Below are 17,651 nucleotides of genomic sequence, written 5' to 3'. Positions count from 1 at the left end.
AAGTTACGTAGTACCGACGGATAGTCAATATTACTATTTGGATTTCCCAGGGAGTTTTGTTTGAATTCAGTGTTGTAAATTTTCGAAATCTTTCGAACAAAAAAAATGACTAAACTCATCTTTTCAGGTAAACAATCATAAGTCATCAAAAAAAAGATTGTATATGAACTAGAACAATTACTAAAAGATAGAAAAATACACATCTGTTAACAAGTAAGTTAAGAGATCTACTCACATTAAAGGCGCTTATGGACGGTAAACTACGAGCTATTTTAATAATGTTGTTTGTACTTGTTGGTTTTGACAGTTATGCACAATCATGTACCATAACTTCAAAAGCTAACGACATAGTACCAGACAAATTATGTGCACCTGTAACAGTCACTTGGGACGTTATATACAGGGGTGTTAATGATGGCGGAACTGGCAATGTAAAAATGCAATTTGACTGGAACGATGGATCGGCAATACAAACCATTGATGCCACTCTTACAGACCCGGCACTAAACGAATGGTCTGCCTCGCACAACCATGTATACCCCATTGGTGGAAATGAATGCAACTACCACCCTACCGTATCACTTGTTGTTGATGACGTAGTATGCACAAGTACTGTACAAGAGCAAATTGTAACCGTATGGGATACTGATGACAAAAATGGTGGTGAAATTTCAATAGACCCCAGAGTTTTTCCTATCTGTGTGGGTAATAGCGGTAGCGTAACCTTCATGGATAACAGCCAATGGAATTGTGTTCCTCCAGATGAAAACGACCAACCAAACGATCGCAAGAGATGGATACAATGGATCTATGGAACCAATAATAGCGCAGGAAATTTCATTGACAACGCTAGGGTAAACGGTTCCGTTAGAGCATATCCTTATTCTGGATCTATTGACGAAACTTTTGAACCAATATTAGCTCCAACAACACCTTGGAATGAGGCACTCCCAATATTTGTGCCTGACGATAGAGTAGTTGGCGATGAGTTTGAGGTAACCCTTAATAATTGGAACTATTGTAACCCTTACGATCAAGGGTATGATCCAGTACAAACTACTGCCGTTATTGTCATTGTTGATGATCCAAACGGCAGCATAACTCCTGCAGGTCCATTTTGTGAATACGATGCACCTGTAATACTTAATCCAGTTACCCCAGGTGGCCAATGGTCAGGACCCGGCATAACAAACGAATGGACAGGCGAGTTTGATCCATCGATGGCAAAACCAGGTATTCACACCATCACTTACTATGTTGAGGATGGCAATGCATGTAGTGCCACTGGCTCCATCACCATTGAGGTTTGGGATTCTCCCCTTGCCGATATCTCAACAGGTCCTGAAGCTCATTTATGTCCTGGTACGCAGTTACAACTAAATGGCAACCCATCCCAAGGCCAAATACCATATACCCACAATTGGAGCGAAGACACGACACCACTTAGTAACACTTCGATTGTTGACCCAACATTTGAATCCATTATTGAAGGGAATTTCGAACTTGTTTACCGCGTTACAGATAACAGAGGATGCTTTGACGAAGACACTGTTAATATTATAGTCGATTCTGTTAGTATTCAATTTTTGAACCAACAACTAACTTTATGCACCGATGTTGCCAAAGCATTGGAACCAAATCCAACGGGAGGATCAGGAACTTTTGTATTTCATCAATGGGATGGCGATAGAACAGATTTATTATCATCAACAAGCAGTGAAAACCCAGTATTTGAGAGCTCAAGCCCAGGTTTATTTAAGTATGCCTATATGGTACGCGATTCATATGGATGCGAAGACATTGACAGTGTATATGTCAACGTTTATGAACAACCGCTGAGCAAGGCAGGCTCCAACGATACAGCTTGTGGTTTAGAATACACTTTAGATGCAACACCATCTGTTGGAATAGGTGAGTGGAGCTTAGTGGCAGGTGCAGGAGCTGTAGATATTGCAGATATTTTCAATCCTAAATCAACCCTAATAGTTGATTCCTATGGAAGCTACACATTCAGGTGGACTGAAAACAACAACGAATGTATTGATGTATCGGATGTTACCATTACATTTTATCAAATTCCACAACCAGGAATAATGAATGATGCCGATACTTGTAGCCTTACATACCCACTTAGAGCGATCCCAGATATGGGGATAGGCATTTGGAAAAACATTGATGGGCCCAGCAGCGGTCTGTTTGATAATAACAATCTAGCCAACACCAATGTAAATGTTTCACAAGCCGGAATGTATCAATTCGCATGGGTTGAAAACAATAATGGCTGTATCGCAGGCGACACTTTAAACATTGAATTCTATCCAATTCCAAGTGCAGAAATCGCACCCTTTAATAACGAATCATGCAGTCCCATAACGTTGCCATTCACCAATACATCGAGCAATGCCGATACTTATTTTTGGGATTTTGGAGATGGATATATTTCCAACCAAAGCAACCCCACTCATACCTTTACAAACAACTCACTCGATCCGATTGATTATGAAATTGAACTCGTAGCATCTAACAACTATGGTTGCGTTGATACCGGACGATTTGACCTAAGCGTGTTACCAACACCTTTGGCACAATTTCAAAATAATGAAGAACCAGCATGCAGTCCATTAGAACTTCTTTTTACTAATCAATCTGAAGGAGCCACCGACTACGAATGGCAATTTGGAGATGGAGAAACTAGCTCAACGGAAAGTCCAAGCCATACCTTTAGTAACGAAGAACATTACGTACAATCATTTAAGGTAATGCTTGTGGCGAATAACACCTATGGATGTAAGGATACTTTGGATAAGTTTGTAACAGTTTACCCGCTCGTCTCATACAACTTTACAACAAGTCCATTGGAAGGGTGCCACCCCTTAAAAACTGAGATTTTAGCAGACCCGGGAGCCTACTCCTATCTGTGGCACTTTGGCGATGGTCAATCTTTAGATGGTAGCAACAAGGTTTCCCATACTTTTGAAAACACAGAATCAAGCGCAAAAGAAGTTACCATTAAACTTATTACCAGCTCCGTTTTTGGCTGCCAGGATTCAAGCGAAACCATTGTTACTGTACATCCATCTCCTATTAGCAGTTTTAAACCAAACCTGAATGAAGGATGTTCGCCTTTTACTGCAGACTTAACTAATTTATCAAGCGGTGCCACTTCAAGTAGTTGGTTCTTTGGCGATGGAAGTGAAACATTAGAAGACGGATCGGATAATATTCAACACACCTATGTTAATTCAGAATTATCGGCCGCCTCATTTCAAACAAAGTTAGTAGTTGAAAACTCGGCAGGTTGTAAAGATTCAAGTTTTCATTACCTCAATGTTTACCCCAAAGTAACGGCTTCAATTTCCGATGGTGGAACAGGATGCACTCCATACTCCGAAAGCTTGCTTAACAATTCTATTGGTGCCAATCAGTTTTTATGGGACTTTGGCGATGGCAACACCTCATCAGCCTTTAATGGTCATAATACATTCGTCAATTCAACGCTTCAAGACAAAGATTATGAGGTGGAATTAATTGCACAATCAAGCTATGGCTGTTCTGACACAAGCTACACCAATGTAAGTGTTTTCCGACGACCAACACCATCATTCTCTTTAAGCCCAAAAGAGATGCAAATGCCAGAATCAACAGTTAACATTCAAAACCTGACTCAAGGAAATGATTGGGATTACTTTTGGAAATTTGGCGATATGGCTACATCGCTTATGAAAAATCCAGGATCCCACACGTATGGAGTATCCGGGGAGTATGAAGTTTGGCTTAAAGTAAATGGAGAAGAGTGTAGTGATTCGGCTATGCAAATTGTAAGTATTTACCCCACGCTACCAGCTTTAGATTACGGCCCCAATGCAGAGGGGTGTCCTCCATTAAAAGTTCAGTTTTACAATAATACGATTGATGCACACACCTACTTCTGGGACTTTGGCGATGGCAATGTTTCATCAGAAAAAGAACCTGCCCACACTTATCATACTTCAGGCAATTATAAGGTTAAGCTAATGGCTGAGGGTCCCGGCGGATTGGTTGAAGCAGATAATGCTACAATAAAGGTGTACGATACACCACTAGCTGATTTTGAAGTAAGACCAACACTAGTTAAACTTCCTGAAACGGTATCATTCATCAATCATTCGGAACGAGCCACTAGTTATTTGTGGAATTTTGGAGATGGCGAAACATCTACCGAACACTCCATACAATACCTCTATAAAAAAGCAGGAGTTTACGATGTAACTTTGATGGCAACAAATGATTTAGGATGCACTGACGAGCACACCATTAGAGAAGCTGCCATTGTGGAAGAAGCAGGTGCTATAAGTTTCCCGAATGCTTTTACCCCTAGCCCCTCAGGTTCATCGGGCGGTGAATACACACCCGGATCATCCGATAACTTTGTTTTTTACCCATTCAACTACGAGGGCATAGTAGAGTACCAATTGCGAATTTTTACGCGCTGGGGCGAGCTCATCTTTGAAAGCAAAGACATCAATATTGGATGGGATGGCTATCATCGTGGAAAAATATGCCAAGGCGGTGTCTATATATGGAAAGTGAACTGTCGCTATTCCAACGGAAATATTGAAACACAAACGGGAGATGTAACATTGTTCAGATGATTAAAAAGCTACTTAATATTATATTGGTATTCTGCAGCTTTACAGCTGTGGCGCAAGACCCGCACTTTTCGCAATTTTATGCGAATCCACTGTACCTCAGCCCCTCTCTAGCTGGAGCAACAGATGGCGGTCGCTTAATTGTGAACTATCGCAATCAGTGGCCTGAAGTATCTAAAGCTTTTTCTACCTACTCTATATCGTTTGATAATTTCTTCTCGAAATTCAACAGTGGAATTGGCTTTTATTTGATACAAGATAAAGCTGGCAGTGCAGGTTTAACAACAACTAATGCTGCTTTTCAATATTCATATAACTTAGTTATCTCAGATTATTGGCAAATTATACCTGCCATACAGTTTGCATACGGAAATAAAGCAGTAGATTTTTCAAAAGCCATTTTCCCCGATCAACCACCTATAAATAGCAGTTCAAGTGGAGCTTACGATCGTCTATCCAACGAACAAGTGCATTACATCGATTTAGCCAGTTCAGTCTTTTTATACAGTCCTAAATATTGGATTGGTTTAACAGTTGATCATTTAGCCAAACCGAACTATACTTTTATGAATGAGGACGCTAAGGCAGAATTAAAATATGTTGTATTTGGTGGGATGAACATCTGGAGTGAAAGAAGAAGAAACGCCATACAACATGCCTTTTCGGCGAGTTTTAGGTATCAAAGGCAAGATCAATTTAACCAGCTCGATCTGGGAGTATATTGGCATAATTCACCATTGGAAATAGGCGTATGGTATCGTGGATTACCTGTTTTTAATAACGCCCATGAAAGTGCAGCTGTTAATCAAGATGCTATAATTGCCCTATTAGCATACGACCTTGGCTCTATTAGGATAGGTTATAGTTATGATATTACAATAGGAAGTTTAGGTTGGTCAACAGCAGGTGCTCACGAACTCTCGCTAATTTTTGAATTTAACCAGCGAGCCCGTTACCGATCAGGAGGCAGACGACCTGCCGTACCATGTAGCGAAACTGCTAATCCACTAAATAGCATTGGTGGCAAATACACCAGACAAAAACGAAAGTTATATTAAAAAAATAGAGGTTGCCATGCGCAACCTCTACCTTATTATGAAAAAGCACTAAAAAATTAATTTACACTAACCAAACGCTTGGGCTTAGCCTTGGCTTCCTCTTTAATCGGAAGCATAACATTTAATATTCCATTCTCATATTTTGCTTCAATACCTGACTCATTAATTTTTTCTTTCGACAATGAAAAGGAACGCTTAAATGAATCATTTTTAAACTCAATGCGCGAGTAACTCTTATTGGCTTCTGTCTCCTTTTTAGAAGCTTCAATTGTTAGAATATTATTCTCTACCTCCACGTTAAAATCATCCTTCTCGAAACCAGGAGCGGAAACTTCTAATTCAAAAGATGCTTCTGATTCAATAATATTGACTTTGGGTAGATTTACGGAATGGCTATTCCATAATCTTGCTGATTCGTTAACAACTTCACTTCCCAATAAACTATTAAATAAGTTACTTACCTGTGGGTACGAATTGTTTACTCTTACTAGTCTCATAACTAAATCTCCTATTATTTAAGTTTTTATTTGTTTTATTTCTTGACTCAGATAGTTCAATGACTATACCAATTCTCGTTATAAGTCAGAATGTCAGAGCATTACGAATGTCGAGCGTCAATTAGTCACTAATTCTGAATTTTATAAGCCATAATGACAGATATCCAAAATACTGCTTGGTAATCTTTATTTAAACTAGAAATAACAAAGAGGTAACTAGTACATTCGAGCAAAAGAAGATCTTTGAAACCGTTATGAGAGTTATTTTCCTCCCAACAATTCCTGTGTGTATAGAGGTTGCCATTGGCAACCTCTATCTTTTTGCACAAAAAAAAGCGAGCCGCTCAAAAACGACTCGCTTAATTTATTACAACTTTTTTTTCTTTAATAGTCCCAGCTAAATCCTACGTTTATACCTAACCAGTTTTGCTGTTCTAAATCAGATGATTTAAACGATGTGCTATAATCAACACTAAGCGCTAAACTTGTACGAAACGACAAAGGAACCAAAACACCTGCTTTAGGAGCCACGGACCAAGTCCATCCTTTAGCACTACTTGAGAACAAACCATTATCAACTCGCTGCTCCATGTAGTAGGTACCACCAGCAAGACCAATAAAAGGCCTAATCATGGCATCATCACCAGCAAAATAATATTTACCGGTTACCTGTACTGGAATTGCATTTAAATAACGGTATTGATTACTAGTAATCTCACCATTCTGTATAGGGTAAGTACCTCTATCCTTAGCTTCATAAAATGTGTTCCAACCTACTAATAAACCTACACCAACACGGGGGTTAACTAATTTTTCGAATTCAATATTAGCACCGCGAAAACTTGTTGGGCTTATATAGCTCTCTGTATCACCCATTGGCATAGCCATACCATAAAAGGCATTTGTTTTATTTTGTGCATTTACCCCAATGCTAACAACAGCAAATGCAACAATTAAAAAAGATCTTATCAATTTCATATTACTTTCTTTATAAATATTGAGGTAAATGTTAGTTAAAAGGAACTTGATTAAACAGTTCATCAATACCACGTTCAATACGATCACCTATGTAATCATCACTTCCTTGTAGTAGGCCATCTAAGACACCTGAGTAAATCAATGGAATGGTTTCTTCCACCTCATCCCTATTGTCATAGTCTCCTTTTTCGATTACTACAGAACCAGTTTTGAAGCTATAATAAACAGGGTACCAAGGATAATAGCCACCCCATCCCCATCCTGGGTAGCCACCCCACCAGCCACCGCCGGGGATCCAGGCTGCGCCAGTGTTATTTTGCTCGATAATGGTTATAGCCACTGCAATATTGGGATCAACACCCTCTGCAACCTCAGTCATCCCAAGATTACCATATTCTTCTCTTAACTGAGCTTTTATGGCAGCATCATGCTTGCGATCAGGGGCCAAAACAGGCTTTCCGTCTTTCACATAGGTAATTTTATCCGGTATAGAATAAGTTTTTCCACTTAACGCATCCCATGCATATTCATCATCATATTTTGAAATGGATGTATCCAATTCATCCACAAATTCGGCCCCACCAGGGTAACAGGCAAAAACGGTAAAAACCAGTCCGATTGCCAGCATAAAATTCAATCTTTTTAACATACTTGTATAATTTAAATTAAGGTTGGAGGAGCAATAAGTCTATTCTCCTTTTTTTCATTAAATAAGTCTCTCCAAAAAAAATATTTATTGTACTTGTTATCTAGAACAAATATATCATACTTTTGGTTTACATTGATAGATAATTAAACTATAACACAATAAAGCATGAAGAAATTACTATTTATTCTAAGCCTAGCCCTATTAACGAATTTGACAGTTAAATCACAGGCCACCACACAAGAAATTGGCCTAATTGGATCTATTTTAAAATCAGAAGTAAAAGTGTTTTTTGCACAAAACATGGATTTAGCTACCAATGAAGCCGAAACATTTTGGGAAATATACGAAGCTTATGAGGCAGAATTAAAACCAATGAGTCAACAACGTATTAAATTCCTACAGTCGATTGCTGAAAATGAAGGTAAGATGACAGAAGAAGAACTCGATAAAACAATTCAGCAAGGTATTAAAATCACTAAAAAACGCACCTCGCTTAGAGCCAAGTACTACAAGCAAATGAAAAAGAAGTTAGGTATAAAGGTAGCATCACAATTTTATCAAATTGATGGTTACATAAATGCTCATATCTCGGCTTCATTGCACGAGGGATTACCTTTAATTATTCCAACTGAAGACTAAAAACATTATATGTTGACGTACAAAAGACTGGCTTTAACCAGTCTTTTTTTATGCTTTTTTTCAAAATACATTCTACACATGATAATTGTGACATACGACAACTATTCAATCCTTAACAATATTATTGCAAATTAAAATCCGACTGAACATCGTCTTCTCCATCATTATTGCCTTTTGGAAAATCAAGCAAGCCTATTCCTTTTTGACCATCTATTTTTATACAACTCATAAATGGCAATTGCACATGGCGAACGTATTCATCTTCATACACAGCTGGCAAATCATTAAGATACTCCGTATTAATATATCCATCACCTATGGATGGCGTAACAGTGAAATAACCAACACGTAAGCTAGTAAGATTCTGAAAGAAATGTGTTCCTTGGCTTGGATCAACACGGTAATTCTCTAATCCAGTTTCAACAATTAACCGAGCAGCAGATATTTGTGTCCACTTAACTGGCACACCCAACCATGAATCTTGTGATCCCCATCGCCCTGGACCAATGAGTACATATGGCTTTTGACTAGCATGAAACGGAGCATTTAACTTTTCAATTATTGGTGCAATCAGAGTATTATTGGCTGGGTTAAAGTTTTCCGACTTCACATAAATCACATCCTGAATATCTTCAATTACCCCATTACCCAAGGCCGAATTAGAATAAATAATGGTATCCGTTGGATTAACCTCTTCCAGGTTTTCGTTAATCGATTCTTTGGTATCAACTATAGGGCGTATTTGTAATAAGTAAAAAATGGGTGGTTGACCTTGTGGCACCTGTAAATCAACAGCAAACTCCACTTCAACAGGTTGATTCATCTCTTTTTGACCAATCTCCAATACCTTTTCTATAATTGGCGCCAATGGAAACGCATCATATTTAAGCACATTGGAAAAAGTAACCAGCCTGAGCCCTTTAGCCATTAAACCATCGCGAATCATGTGGTTGTTGTAATCATAAACTGACCCTAACCAACGTAAAGTTCCGTGTGCTTCCGCCGTTTTTAAATCAAGCTTAACAATATTTATCGAGTCATTTACAGCAGGGTGGAAGCTCGATGATTTCAAATCCAGCGCAAAGAAATTCTTTTGAGTCTCGCGCACTGCCATATCTGTGCTCGACAGTTGCAATATCTTTTGAGGGTACTTTGGCGAGAAACGCAATGACGCACTCCCTTCAACAATATGCTTCCCCAAGCCCATTGCCACATTGACAGTTCCATCCTCTGCCTTTTCTGGTTCAATTGGATAAAAGTTAACTGAGCGGCCAACACCCGAAAATGTAGGATAGAATACATCGCCATGCTTTTGCCCAACAACTTCTTGCAAAACAATACCCATCCGCTCTTCATCAATCACATTCATGGTAGCTTCCATATAGCGCTTACTCGAATTGTAAAAAGCTGAAGCATACACACATTTGATAGCATTACATAACTGCTCTAACATGAGTTCTTCCTCATCACTATTGGCAATCATATAGGTCGAATAAATACCAGCAAAAGGCTGATAATGACTATCCTCCAAAACACTCGATGAACGAACAGCTATAGGCCCCTCTATTACCGAAACAAATTTTAATAAATCGCCATGTATCCGTTCGGGTAAATGAGCTTTCACAAAAGCATCCAATATCTCTTCATCGGCAATTTCAGACAAAGCTGTTGGGTACAACTCATTAACTTCCATAAACTCTTCAAACACATCGGTACTTAACACAACAGTTCGCGGAATGGTAACGACCACATTATCCATTGCATAAAAAGCATTGTATTTTTTAATTAACAAGTTCAAAAAAGCCAACCCACGTGCTTTCCCTCCAATGGTTCCATCGCCAATACGCGTAAAAGTTAGGTATTCATCAAACTTTTCACGGTAAAACTTGGCGATAATACCTCTTCCTTTACTATACCTAAAGTTCGCAATTGTATCAAACACAAAACGTTTGGTGGCCTCCAAGTCGGTAAAATCCTCCACTTTCAAATACTTAATCACTTCAGCTACGGAAAATAAGGCGCGTGCATTAAGCCATTTCGAAACATGATCACGCTGAAAATGATAAAACAACGATTCGTCTGGTATTTTATATATTTTATCCTGCAACTCTTTTAAGTTACTCACACGACCAACCTCTTTACCACTTTTAGGATCAACAAATACGAAATCGCCAAAAGCCAAATATTTATTGATGAAGTGCTTTAAACGACGAAGAAGTGAAGAGGAATGTTTGTATAAAAAAGCAACCCTTAACTCTTTGGCTTCAGCCTCAAGGTTTCTGTTTGACGATTGTAAGAGAAAAGGCATGTACTTATTTCTCCCTTTTACATGTCGGGCTAGCTTTAATCCTGCTTCGGTATCTTTTACACCTCCTTTGTTATAGGATACATCAGATATAATACCAAGTAAGTTTTCCTCGTAACTTTCATACAATTCTATTGCCTCTTCATATGTTCTGGCTAAAAGTATTTTGGGACGCCCACGCATACGCATCATTTTTTGATGCTCGTTCAAACCCTCATCCATAAACTTTTTCGCCTGGGTAAGGATAATTCGATATATCAGAGGCAGGTAACTCGAATAGAAACGCACAGAATCTTCAACCAGTAAAATAGTTTGAACACCCACTTCCTCCACATCGTGCTCCACATTCATTTCATCCTCAATCAGCTTAATGATAGCGAGCATTATATCTGCATTCCCTAACCAGCAAAACACATAATCAATCGCACTGGTATCTTCGCGACTCATACGTACTGAAACTTCTCGCGAAAATGGCGTGAGCACTACAATGGGAATAGATTCGTAAGATTCTTTTACCTTTTTAGCCATGGAAAAAGGATCCATCCCTCCAATACTCAACATCGTTATTACCAGATCAATCGGTTCATTTTCCAACACAACAAGGGCCTCTTCCGATGTTTCTACATGGATAAATTGTGGTGGATAACGTAGGTTTAATGACACGTACTCATTAAATATTTGTTCATCAATTCGCCCATCCTCATCAAGCATAAAAGCATCGTAACCACTACATATTAAGAGTACTTTATGTATGCGCCGTTGCATTAAATGGCCAAATGGGGTTTCTGAGAAATAATTGGCATTTTGTATATTCAATGGTTTTGTCATCTAATTCAGTTTTTATTACAGAATACCATTGGGTATTCACTACAACACTTAGCTACAAAGAGGTATCCCTAGTGATAGATTCATTCAAGACCCCTTTGTTACAATGGCCTTACGCTTTCTTCCATCAAGGCGTATAACTATTGGTTTATCGAATCGAATATGCCTAAAATAAGTTGTTTGTCCAATTAGCTTGGCATTATTCAATTCATCCCATTTGATAAATGATGAGGCATCACTTTCACTAACCGAGCAATAAGCGACTTGCATGGATGTTACATTATGAAAAAAATGCGATCCACCAGAGGCCTCCAAGGGAAAATCCTCCAAATCGGTTTCGACAATCATTTTAGCATTCGAAATTTGCGACCAGGTAACGGGAATTCCTATCCAGGGATCTCTTGTACCCCAACGACCTGGACCAATAAGCATGTAATTCCTGTTTTGTTTTTTAAGCATCGAATTAAACTGCTCAATCTCATCCGCCATCTCTCTTGTTTTAGCTTTATCAAACCGATTTCTATCTATATAAATAATGTCGGATATGGTTTTGTTCTTACCATTTCCCATACTTTGGTTGGATTGAAGAATAACATTCTCACTATCAATACTGTTTGGATTGATAGAATAATTCTGATCACCACCTAATAATGGTTTAATTTGTAATAAATAGAACGTAGCTCTTCCCTCTTCATCTTTCGTCAAATCAATGGCGTATTCAATTTCAACAGGTGTACCCATGGCCTCCTTTACCACATCGAGCACTACTTCCAATGATTTTGCAAATGGGATATAATGATGCTTTAATATATTAGCAAAATTAATAATGCGCGGACCACTACTCTCTAATCCAGATTCTACGTGTTGATTATCTACATTATAAACAGATGCCAAATGCTTTAAGGCGCCATGCATCTCTGCATCATCAATATCCAGCCTTACCAATCCAGCAGAATCACCCGCAGAAAAATCCAGGTGGTGTTGGCGCATATCGATGGCATAAAATTCGGTTTGGGAGTTTTTCATTTGCTCAATTGGCGTTACGTTATCCAATTCAGGGTAAACAGGACAAAAACGAAATGCTTTTTCTCCATCGACCACATACTTACCAAAACCCAATGCTGCAACTGCAAAACCGTCTTCAGGATTCATATGTCCGAATGCATAATAATTGTATGATTGTGCAACACCGCTAATATGCGGGTAAAAGGTGTCGTTATGTTGTTTTCCAACAGCCTCTTGAATCACAACGGCCATTTTCTCTTCTTCAACCTTAAAATCAACCGCCTCGGTAAAGGCTCGTGCTTTATCACTGTAAACCGATGCGAATACCATTTTAACCGCTTTACAAAGCTCATTTAAACGATCACTTTTACTATTGGCATTATTGGGCAACAAATAAGTCTCAAACACACCAGCAAAAGGCTGTTTTTGGCTATCCTCCAACAAACCTGAAGAACGCACAGCTATGGGCCTGGTAAATTGATCCATCAAGCGATCTAAATACTGTACAAGCTCTGCAGATAAATTACCCTTTAGAAAGAGCTCTTTGATTTCGGCATAACTTAACTGACGAAATACCAACTCGTGAAAATTATTGCGTTCTATAAACTGTTCAAACTCATCCGTGCCAATTACAGTAGTTCGAGGTGTTTGAATATTAATGCCAGGCACGTAAGCGGCAAAGTCGAAATTAAACAGCAAGGTATTGATAAAAGATAAACCACGCCCCTTACCTCCAAGAGAGCCTCCTGATAAACGAACGATATTGGTGGTATCTATAACTTCCACTTCGTCAAAATCAATAACTTTGCCTTGATTTTTTTCTTTTCGATGTTCAATTATAACTTTTAGTAAGTAGCTACGAATTTGTTCTGCATCTTCAAAATCAGTTATCCGCTTAGGAGCAATTTTACGTGCTATTTTAATCTCGCCCCTTGCCATTAACCACAAGGAAAAATGGTTTTTTCGGGAATGATAAACAATTGATTCGACAGGCACCTTACGCATTGTTCGCTCAAACTCTTTTAAATTACTGGCTACCGCAATCGTTCGTCCATTCGCATCTTTATAGGAGAAATTACCAAAGCCTAAATAATGGCTGATAAAAGTTTTAATGTCTTGAATTAAACTTTCAGAGTACTTATTAATAAATACAGTTTTAAGCTCATAGGCATCTTGCGAGTATTCTATTTTGGAAGATTGCAAAATAACGGGCAAGTCGGGAATCTGAATTTTGGCATAATTAACCAAATCAAAACCTGCATTTGCATTTACTTGGCCATTTTTAGAGAATTCAACATCCGAAATCAGACACAATAAATAATCCCTATATTTTTCAAACATCTCCAATGCTTCCTCATAGGTCCTTGCCAATAGTATTTTAGGTCGTGCCTTTAAACGCAATACGCCATACAACTTATCTTCTTTAACATCGTCAATTAAACGTTTGGTCTGCTCCAACACACTAGCATAGAGTAAAGGCAAATACTTGGAGTAATACCTTACTGAATCCTCCACTAATAAAATAACCCGTGCTAAACCAATTTCCGTATCATTCTCTACGTTCACTTTATCTTCCAAGTGAAATACCATCGATGAAAAGACTTTAGGATCACCATTCCATACGAAAATTTCGTCTAGAACACCCAGTTCCCTTTGTCTGGCCTGGTAAAAAGGAATATCTGCATCGTTATTGAGCAGCATAAAAATAGGTATGTACGGAAAATCTTTTTTGACCATTTGACTGAGGTCAACGGGCGATTGTTTATCAACACCAACCATCACAATTATTAAATCGTAATGCTTTTCGTTTAATTTATTAATTGCTTCCTGATAGGTGGTAACACCAGTTACTCGCGGCAACAAGGATAAGTGTAACTGATAAAATCCGCCCATTACCTGCTCTGTAAAACGTCCCTCATTTTCTATTGCATAAGCATCGTAAAGGTTGGCCACCAACAATATTTCCTTTACCCTAAAAGGCATCAGATCGTGATAAATATCGCGTGCGGCATTATTGCGGTGCATGAAATTCTGGAGTAGGTGCTTGCTTTTATATGCCTCGTTAAGATTGGCAGTTACCTGCAGAGGTCTTTTTAAATAAGGCCTTTTAATATGTTCTACCAAGTTTCGAGCTTCTTCGCCATTTAAATAACCAACAATAAGGTGGCTGATATTTTTAATCAGGTCATTTTCTTCGTTGAGGAATAGCTCTTCTTTTGTTTTGGCTATCTCCTTTAGGTAAAACACCTCCACAGCTCCTTTTTTGCCATTGATGGTTTCAAAAGATTGACTCAATAACCACGGACTTTCGGCAAAACCATCACTCGTAAATACATCGTTACCAAATACAATTCGAGCTACTGAATAATTAGGATGCTGCATACCCGCAGGTAACTTGGTGGCAATTTTATTTAATGTATAGGGCACTCCAAGGTTCAAAGCAATAATGCGCGAAGTCTCGTTAATGGCTGACAATTCCTTCAGCCTCTCATTCTTTTCAAGCTGTTCCTTTATTGCCAATTGATTATTTAAGTAATCAGTTACTAGGCGGGATAAATTAATTAATAAGTCTCTTTCTTCAGCCAGAAAGGGATCACCATTAATCGCTGAAAATTCTTTTGTATAGAATACATCCAATGAACCAGTTTTTCCATCTACAGTATGGAATCGCTGAGTTTGTACCCATTCGCTTTCTACAAAATATTCACTTGTAAATTCAGCTTGGTCATACTGCAAACGTACGACTGTATATTTGGGATATTGCCAACCCATAGGAATGGTAAATACTATTTGCTGCAACACATCCTTTACCGATTGCCCCTCGTTAATAATGCGTGTGGTTCGATTAATTGTATCTAACTCCTTTAATCGCTCCAATGATTCGGAACGGTTTCGCTCGGCCAGCACTCGATTAATATAACCAGAAATCATGCGTGCCAGTTGGTTCAACAGCGTTCTTTCATCTTTGGTAAAAACACCTTCATTCTCACGTGGATGTTCTTGATGGTAAAATGCATCGATGACTCCTTTTTGATTATCAATCGTTGAAAAACGTTCAGTTAAAACCCAATCGGTTTCCATCAACTCTTTAGTTGGGTAAACCTGAGCTTTATATTGAATCCGAACTAGAGCATCGTTGTAAGAAAAACCATTTGACGCTACCCTAGCTAAATCTTCCAGGGTTTCATCAATCGGGTTGCCCAACAACATTATTTCATTAAGCTCATCAAGTACTTTTAACACACGTGATGATCGTGGTGTAACATCAAATTTACTTGCTAATTTATGTTCTTGTTCCCCTTTCTTCATAGCAAAAAGAATTACAACATAAGTTACTGAAAAAGAACTAGTTTTTAAACCCTATTTTTTAATGCTTTCTAAGCATAAAAAAGCACAGTACATTCGCTCTTTCTACATTAATTGCTTAACTTTTTATTTTACGCAACCTACTAGCCAAATAACTCTAGTGCACATAATAGATAAGGATTAGAACCTCCGTTGTGAATTATAAATAAACCCTTAAAATCTATCATTATGTCAGTAGCATCACCCAACAACACCGCCGCATTTATGGCTGATTTAAAAGCTAAAAACGCCGCTGAACCAGAATTCCATCAAGCAGTACACGAAGTAGTTGAATCACTTGAAGATTTCCTTAATGAACACCCTAAATACAGGCATGCAAGAATTTTAGAACGCATTGTTGAACCTGAGCGGGTAATTATGTTTCGAATCCCATGGGTAAACGACAAAGGCATTATGTGCGTTAACCGCGGATATCGAATAGAAATGAATAGTGCCATTGGTCCCTACAAGGGCGGTTTACGTTTTCACCCCACAGTTACCTTAGGCGTATTAAAATTTTTAGCGTTTGAACAGGTTTTTAAAAACAGTTTAACAACTCTTCCAATGGGAGGAGGCAAAGGCGGTAGTGACTTCGACCCTAAAGGGAAATCAGATAACGAAGTAATGCGATTCTGTCAAAGTTTCATGACTGAATTATATCGCCATATTGGACCTAATACGGATATCCCTGCAGGTGATATAGGCGTTGGAGGCCGTGAAATTGGCTTCTTATTTGGGCAATACAAACGCATACGAAACGAATTCACAGGAGTATTAACAGGTAAAGGCCTCAATTGGGGCGGTAGCTTGATACGTCCAGAAGCCACTGGTTATGGCAATGTTTATTTCGCACGAGAAATGCTAAAAACTAAAAACGAAGACTTTGATGGTAAAAAGATTCTGGTATCTGGCTCGGGTAATGTAGCACAGTACACGGTTCAAAAGGTAACTCAACTAGGTGGCAAGGTTATTACTTTATCCGATTCAAGTGGGTATATTCTTGATCCCGATGGTATAGATGATAAGAAGCTGGAATACGTAATGCATCTTAAAAATAATAAACGCGGACGAATTGAAGAGTACGCCAAGAAATATGGTGTTAGTTACTTTAAAAACAAGCGACCTTGGTCAGAAAAAGGAGACATTGCTCTACCAAGTGCAACTCAAAATGAAATTGATGAAGCAGATGCTTTGGCATTGATTGCAAATGGATGCATTTGTGTTTCTGAGGGGGCAAATATGCCATCCAGTCCAGAAGCTATCCATGTATTTATTAAGAACAAAATTCTATTTGGTCCAGGCAAAGCTGCTAATGCGGGTGGTGTTGCCGTTTCAGGACTTGAGATGACCCAGAACAGCATGCGCCTAAGTTGGACTCGCGAAGAAATAGATGAGCGCTTACAAGCCATTATGAGACAAATTCATTCCACGTGTTGTTCGTACGGTAAAAACGAAAACGGCTTTATTAATTATATCAATGGGGCTAACATAGGCGGTTTCGTTAAAGTAGCCGATGCCATGATGGCTCAGGGTGCCGTTTGAGGCATTGTCCATTATAAAAAGAGACAGTATTTACGTATAACAAAAAAGAGGGTGTCCAAAAACGGATTCCCTCTTTTTTCGTTCATAATCAATTGATTACAGCTGAGTTAGTTTGTTCATGTGCCTGATATTTAGTATCTTAAAAGCATGAAACAAATCAATTTCAAGCCCTATAATCAA

At 38.6% G+C, this 17,651-nt stretch carries 9 protein-coding genes; 4 read left to right on the top strand and 5 right to left on the bottom strand.

Translation table 11 applies throughout. The features are described from left to right. Nucleotides 1-248: 248 nt before the first annotated feature. Both FNN09_RS09245 and FNN09_RS09240 read left to right on the top strand, forming a co-directional pair. Nucleotides 249-4,631 (top strand): PKD domain-containing protein, encoded by a 4,383-nt coding sequence (locus tag FNN09_RS09245; protein ID WP_143301774.1) that lies wholly within the window; start codon nucleotides 249-251, stop codon nucleotides 4,629-4,631. Further along, nucleotides 4,628-5,686 (top strand): PorP/SprF family type IX secretion system membrane protein, encoded by a 1,059-nt coding sequence (locus FNN09_RS09240; RefSeq protein WP_143301772.1) that lies wholly within the window; start codon nucleotides 4,628-4,630, stop codon nucleotides 5,684-5,686. The genes FNN09_RS09245 and FNN09_RS09240 overlap by 4 nt, the downstream gene beginning before the upstream one ends. Nucleotides 5,687-5,742: 56 nt before the next feature. On the opposite strand, the gene FNN09_RS09235 is transcribed toward FNN09_RS09240, so the two are convergent. The 3 genes from FNN09_RS09235 to FNN09_RS09225 all read right to left on the bottom strand — a co-directional run bounded on the left by FNN09_RS09235 (nucleotide 5,743) and on the right by FNN09_RS09225 (nucleotide 7,810). Next, complete coding sequence (locus tag FNN09_RS09235) at nucleotides 5,743-6,183, bottom strand: Hsp20/alpha crystallin family protein (protein WP_143301770.1); 441 nt, start codon at nucleotides 6,181-6,183, stop codon at nucleotides 5,743-5,745. A 384-nt stretch (nucleotides 6,184-6,567) separates the two neighbouring features. Beyond that, nucleotides 6,568-7,161 carry an OmpW family outer membrane protein gene (locus tag FNN09_RS09230; RefSeq protein WP_185968951.1) on the bottom strand — a complete coding sequence of 198 codons (594 nt, stop codon included), beginning with the start codon at nucleotides 7,159-7,161 and terminating at the stop codon, nucleotides 6,568-6,570. 31 nt (nucleotides 7,162-7,192) lie between these two features. Continuing rightward, the gene (locus FNN09_RS09225) at nucleotides 7,193-7,810 is read right to left on the bottom strand and encodes a DUF4136 domain-containing protein (protein WP_143301766.1); all 618 of its coding nucleotides are present in this window, start codon (nucleotides 7,808-7,810) and stop codon (nucleotides 7,193-7,195) included. Between the two features lie 165 nt (nucleotides 7,811-7,975). On the opposite strand from FNN09_RS09225, the gene FNN09_RS09220 reads away from it, so the two are divergent. Beyond that, nucleotides 7,976-8,449, top strand: coding sequence for a hypothetical protein (locus tag FNN09_RS09220; protein WP_143301764.1), 474 nt, complete (start codon nucleotides 7,976-7,978; stop codon nucleotides 8,447-8,449). Between the two features lie 121 nt (nucleotides 8,450-8,570). Here FNN09_RS09220 and FNN09_RS09215 read toward each other — a convergent pair whose 3' ends face one another. Both FNN09_RS09215 and FNN09_RS09210 read right to left on the bottom strand, forming a co-directional pair. Then, the gene (locus FNN09_RS09215; RefSeq protein ID WP_143301763.1) at nucleotides 8,571-11,582 is read right to left on the bottom strand and encodes a PEP/pyruvate-binding domain-containing protein; all 3,012 of its coding nucleotides are present in this window, start codon (nucleotides 11,580-11,582) and stop codon (nucleotides 8,571-8,573) included. An 84-nt stretch (nucleotides 11,583-11,666) separates the two neighbouring features. Next, nucleotides 11,667-15,893, bottom strand: coding sequence for a PEP/pyruvate-binding domain-containing protein (locus FNN09_RS09210; protein WP_143301761.1), 4,227 nt, complete (start codon nucleotides 15,891-15,893; stop codon nucleotides 11,667-11,669). A 225-nt stretch (nucleotides 15,894-16,118) separates the two neighbouring features. Between FNN09_RS09210 and gdhA the strand changes: the two genes are divergently transcribed. Beyond that, nucleotides 16,119-17,471 carry an NADP-specific glutamate dehydrogenase gene (gene gdhA / locus FNN09_RS09205; RefSeq protein ID WP_143301760.1) on the top strand — a complete coding sequence of 451 codons (1,353 nt, stop codon included), beginning with the start codon at nucleotides 16,119-16,121 and terminating at the stop codon, nucleotides 17,469-17,471. Nucleotides 17,472-17,651: the final 180 nt, after the last annotated feature.

It is taken from the genome of Carboxylicivirga sp. M1479, from assembly GCF_007097485.1.
Taxonomy (GTDB): domain Bacteria; phylum Bacteroidota; class Bacteroidia; order Bacteroidales; family Marinilabiliaceae; genus Carboxylicivirga.
Note: the sequence above shows the minus strand (reverse complement) of the source record. Positions and strands in the feature narration are given on the sequence as shown.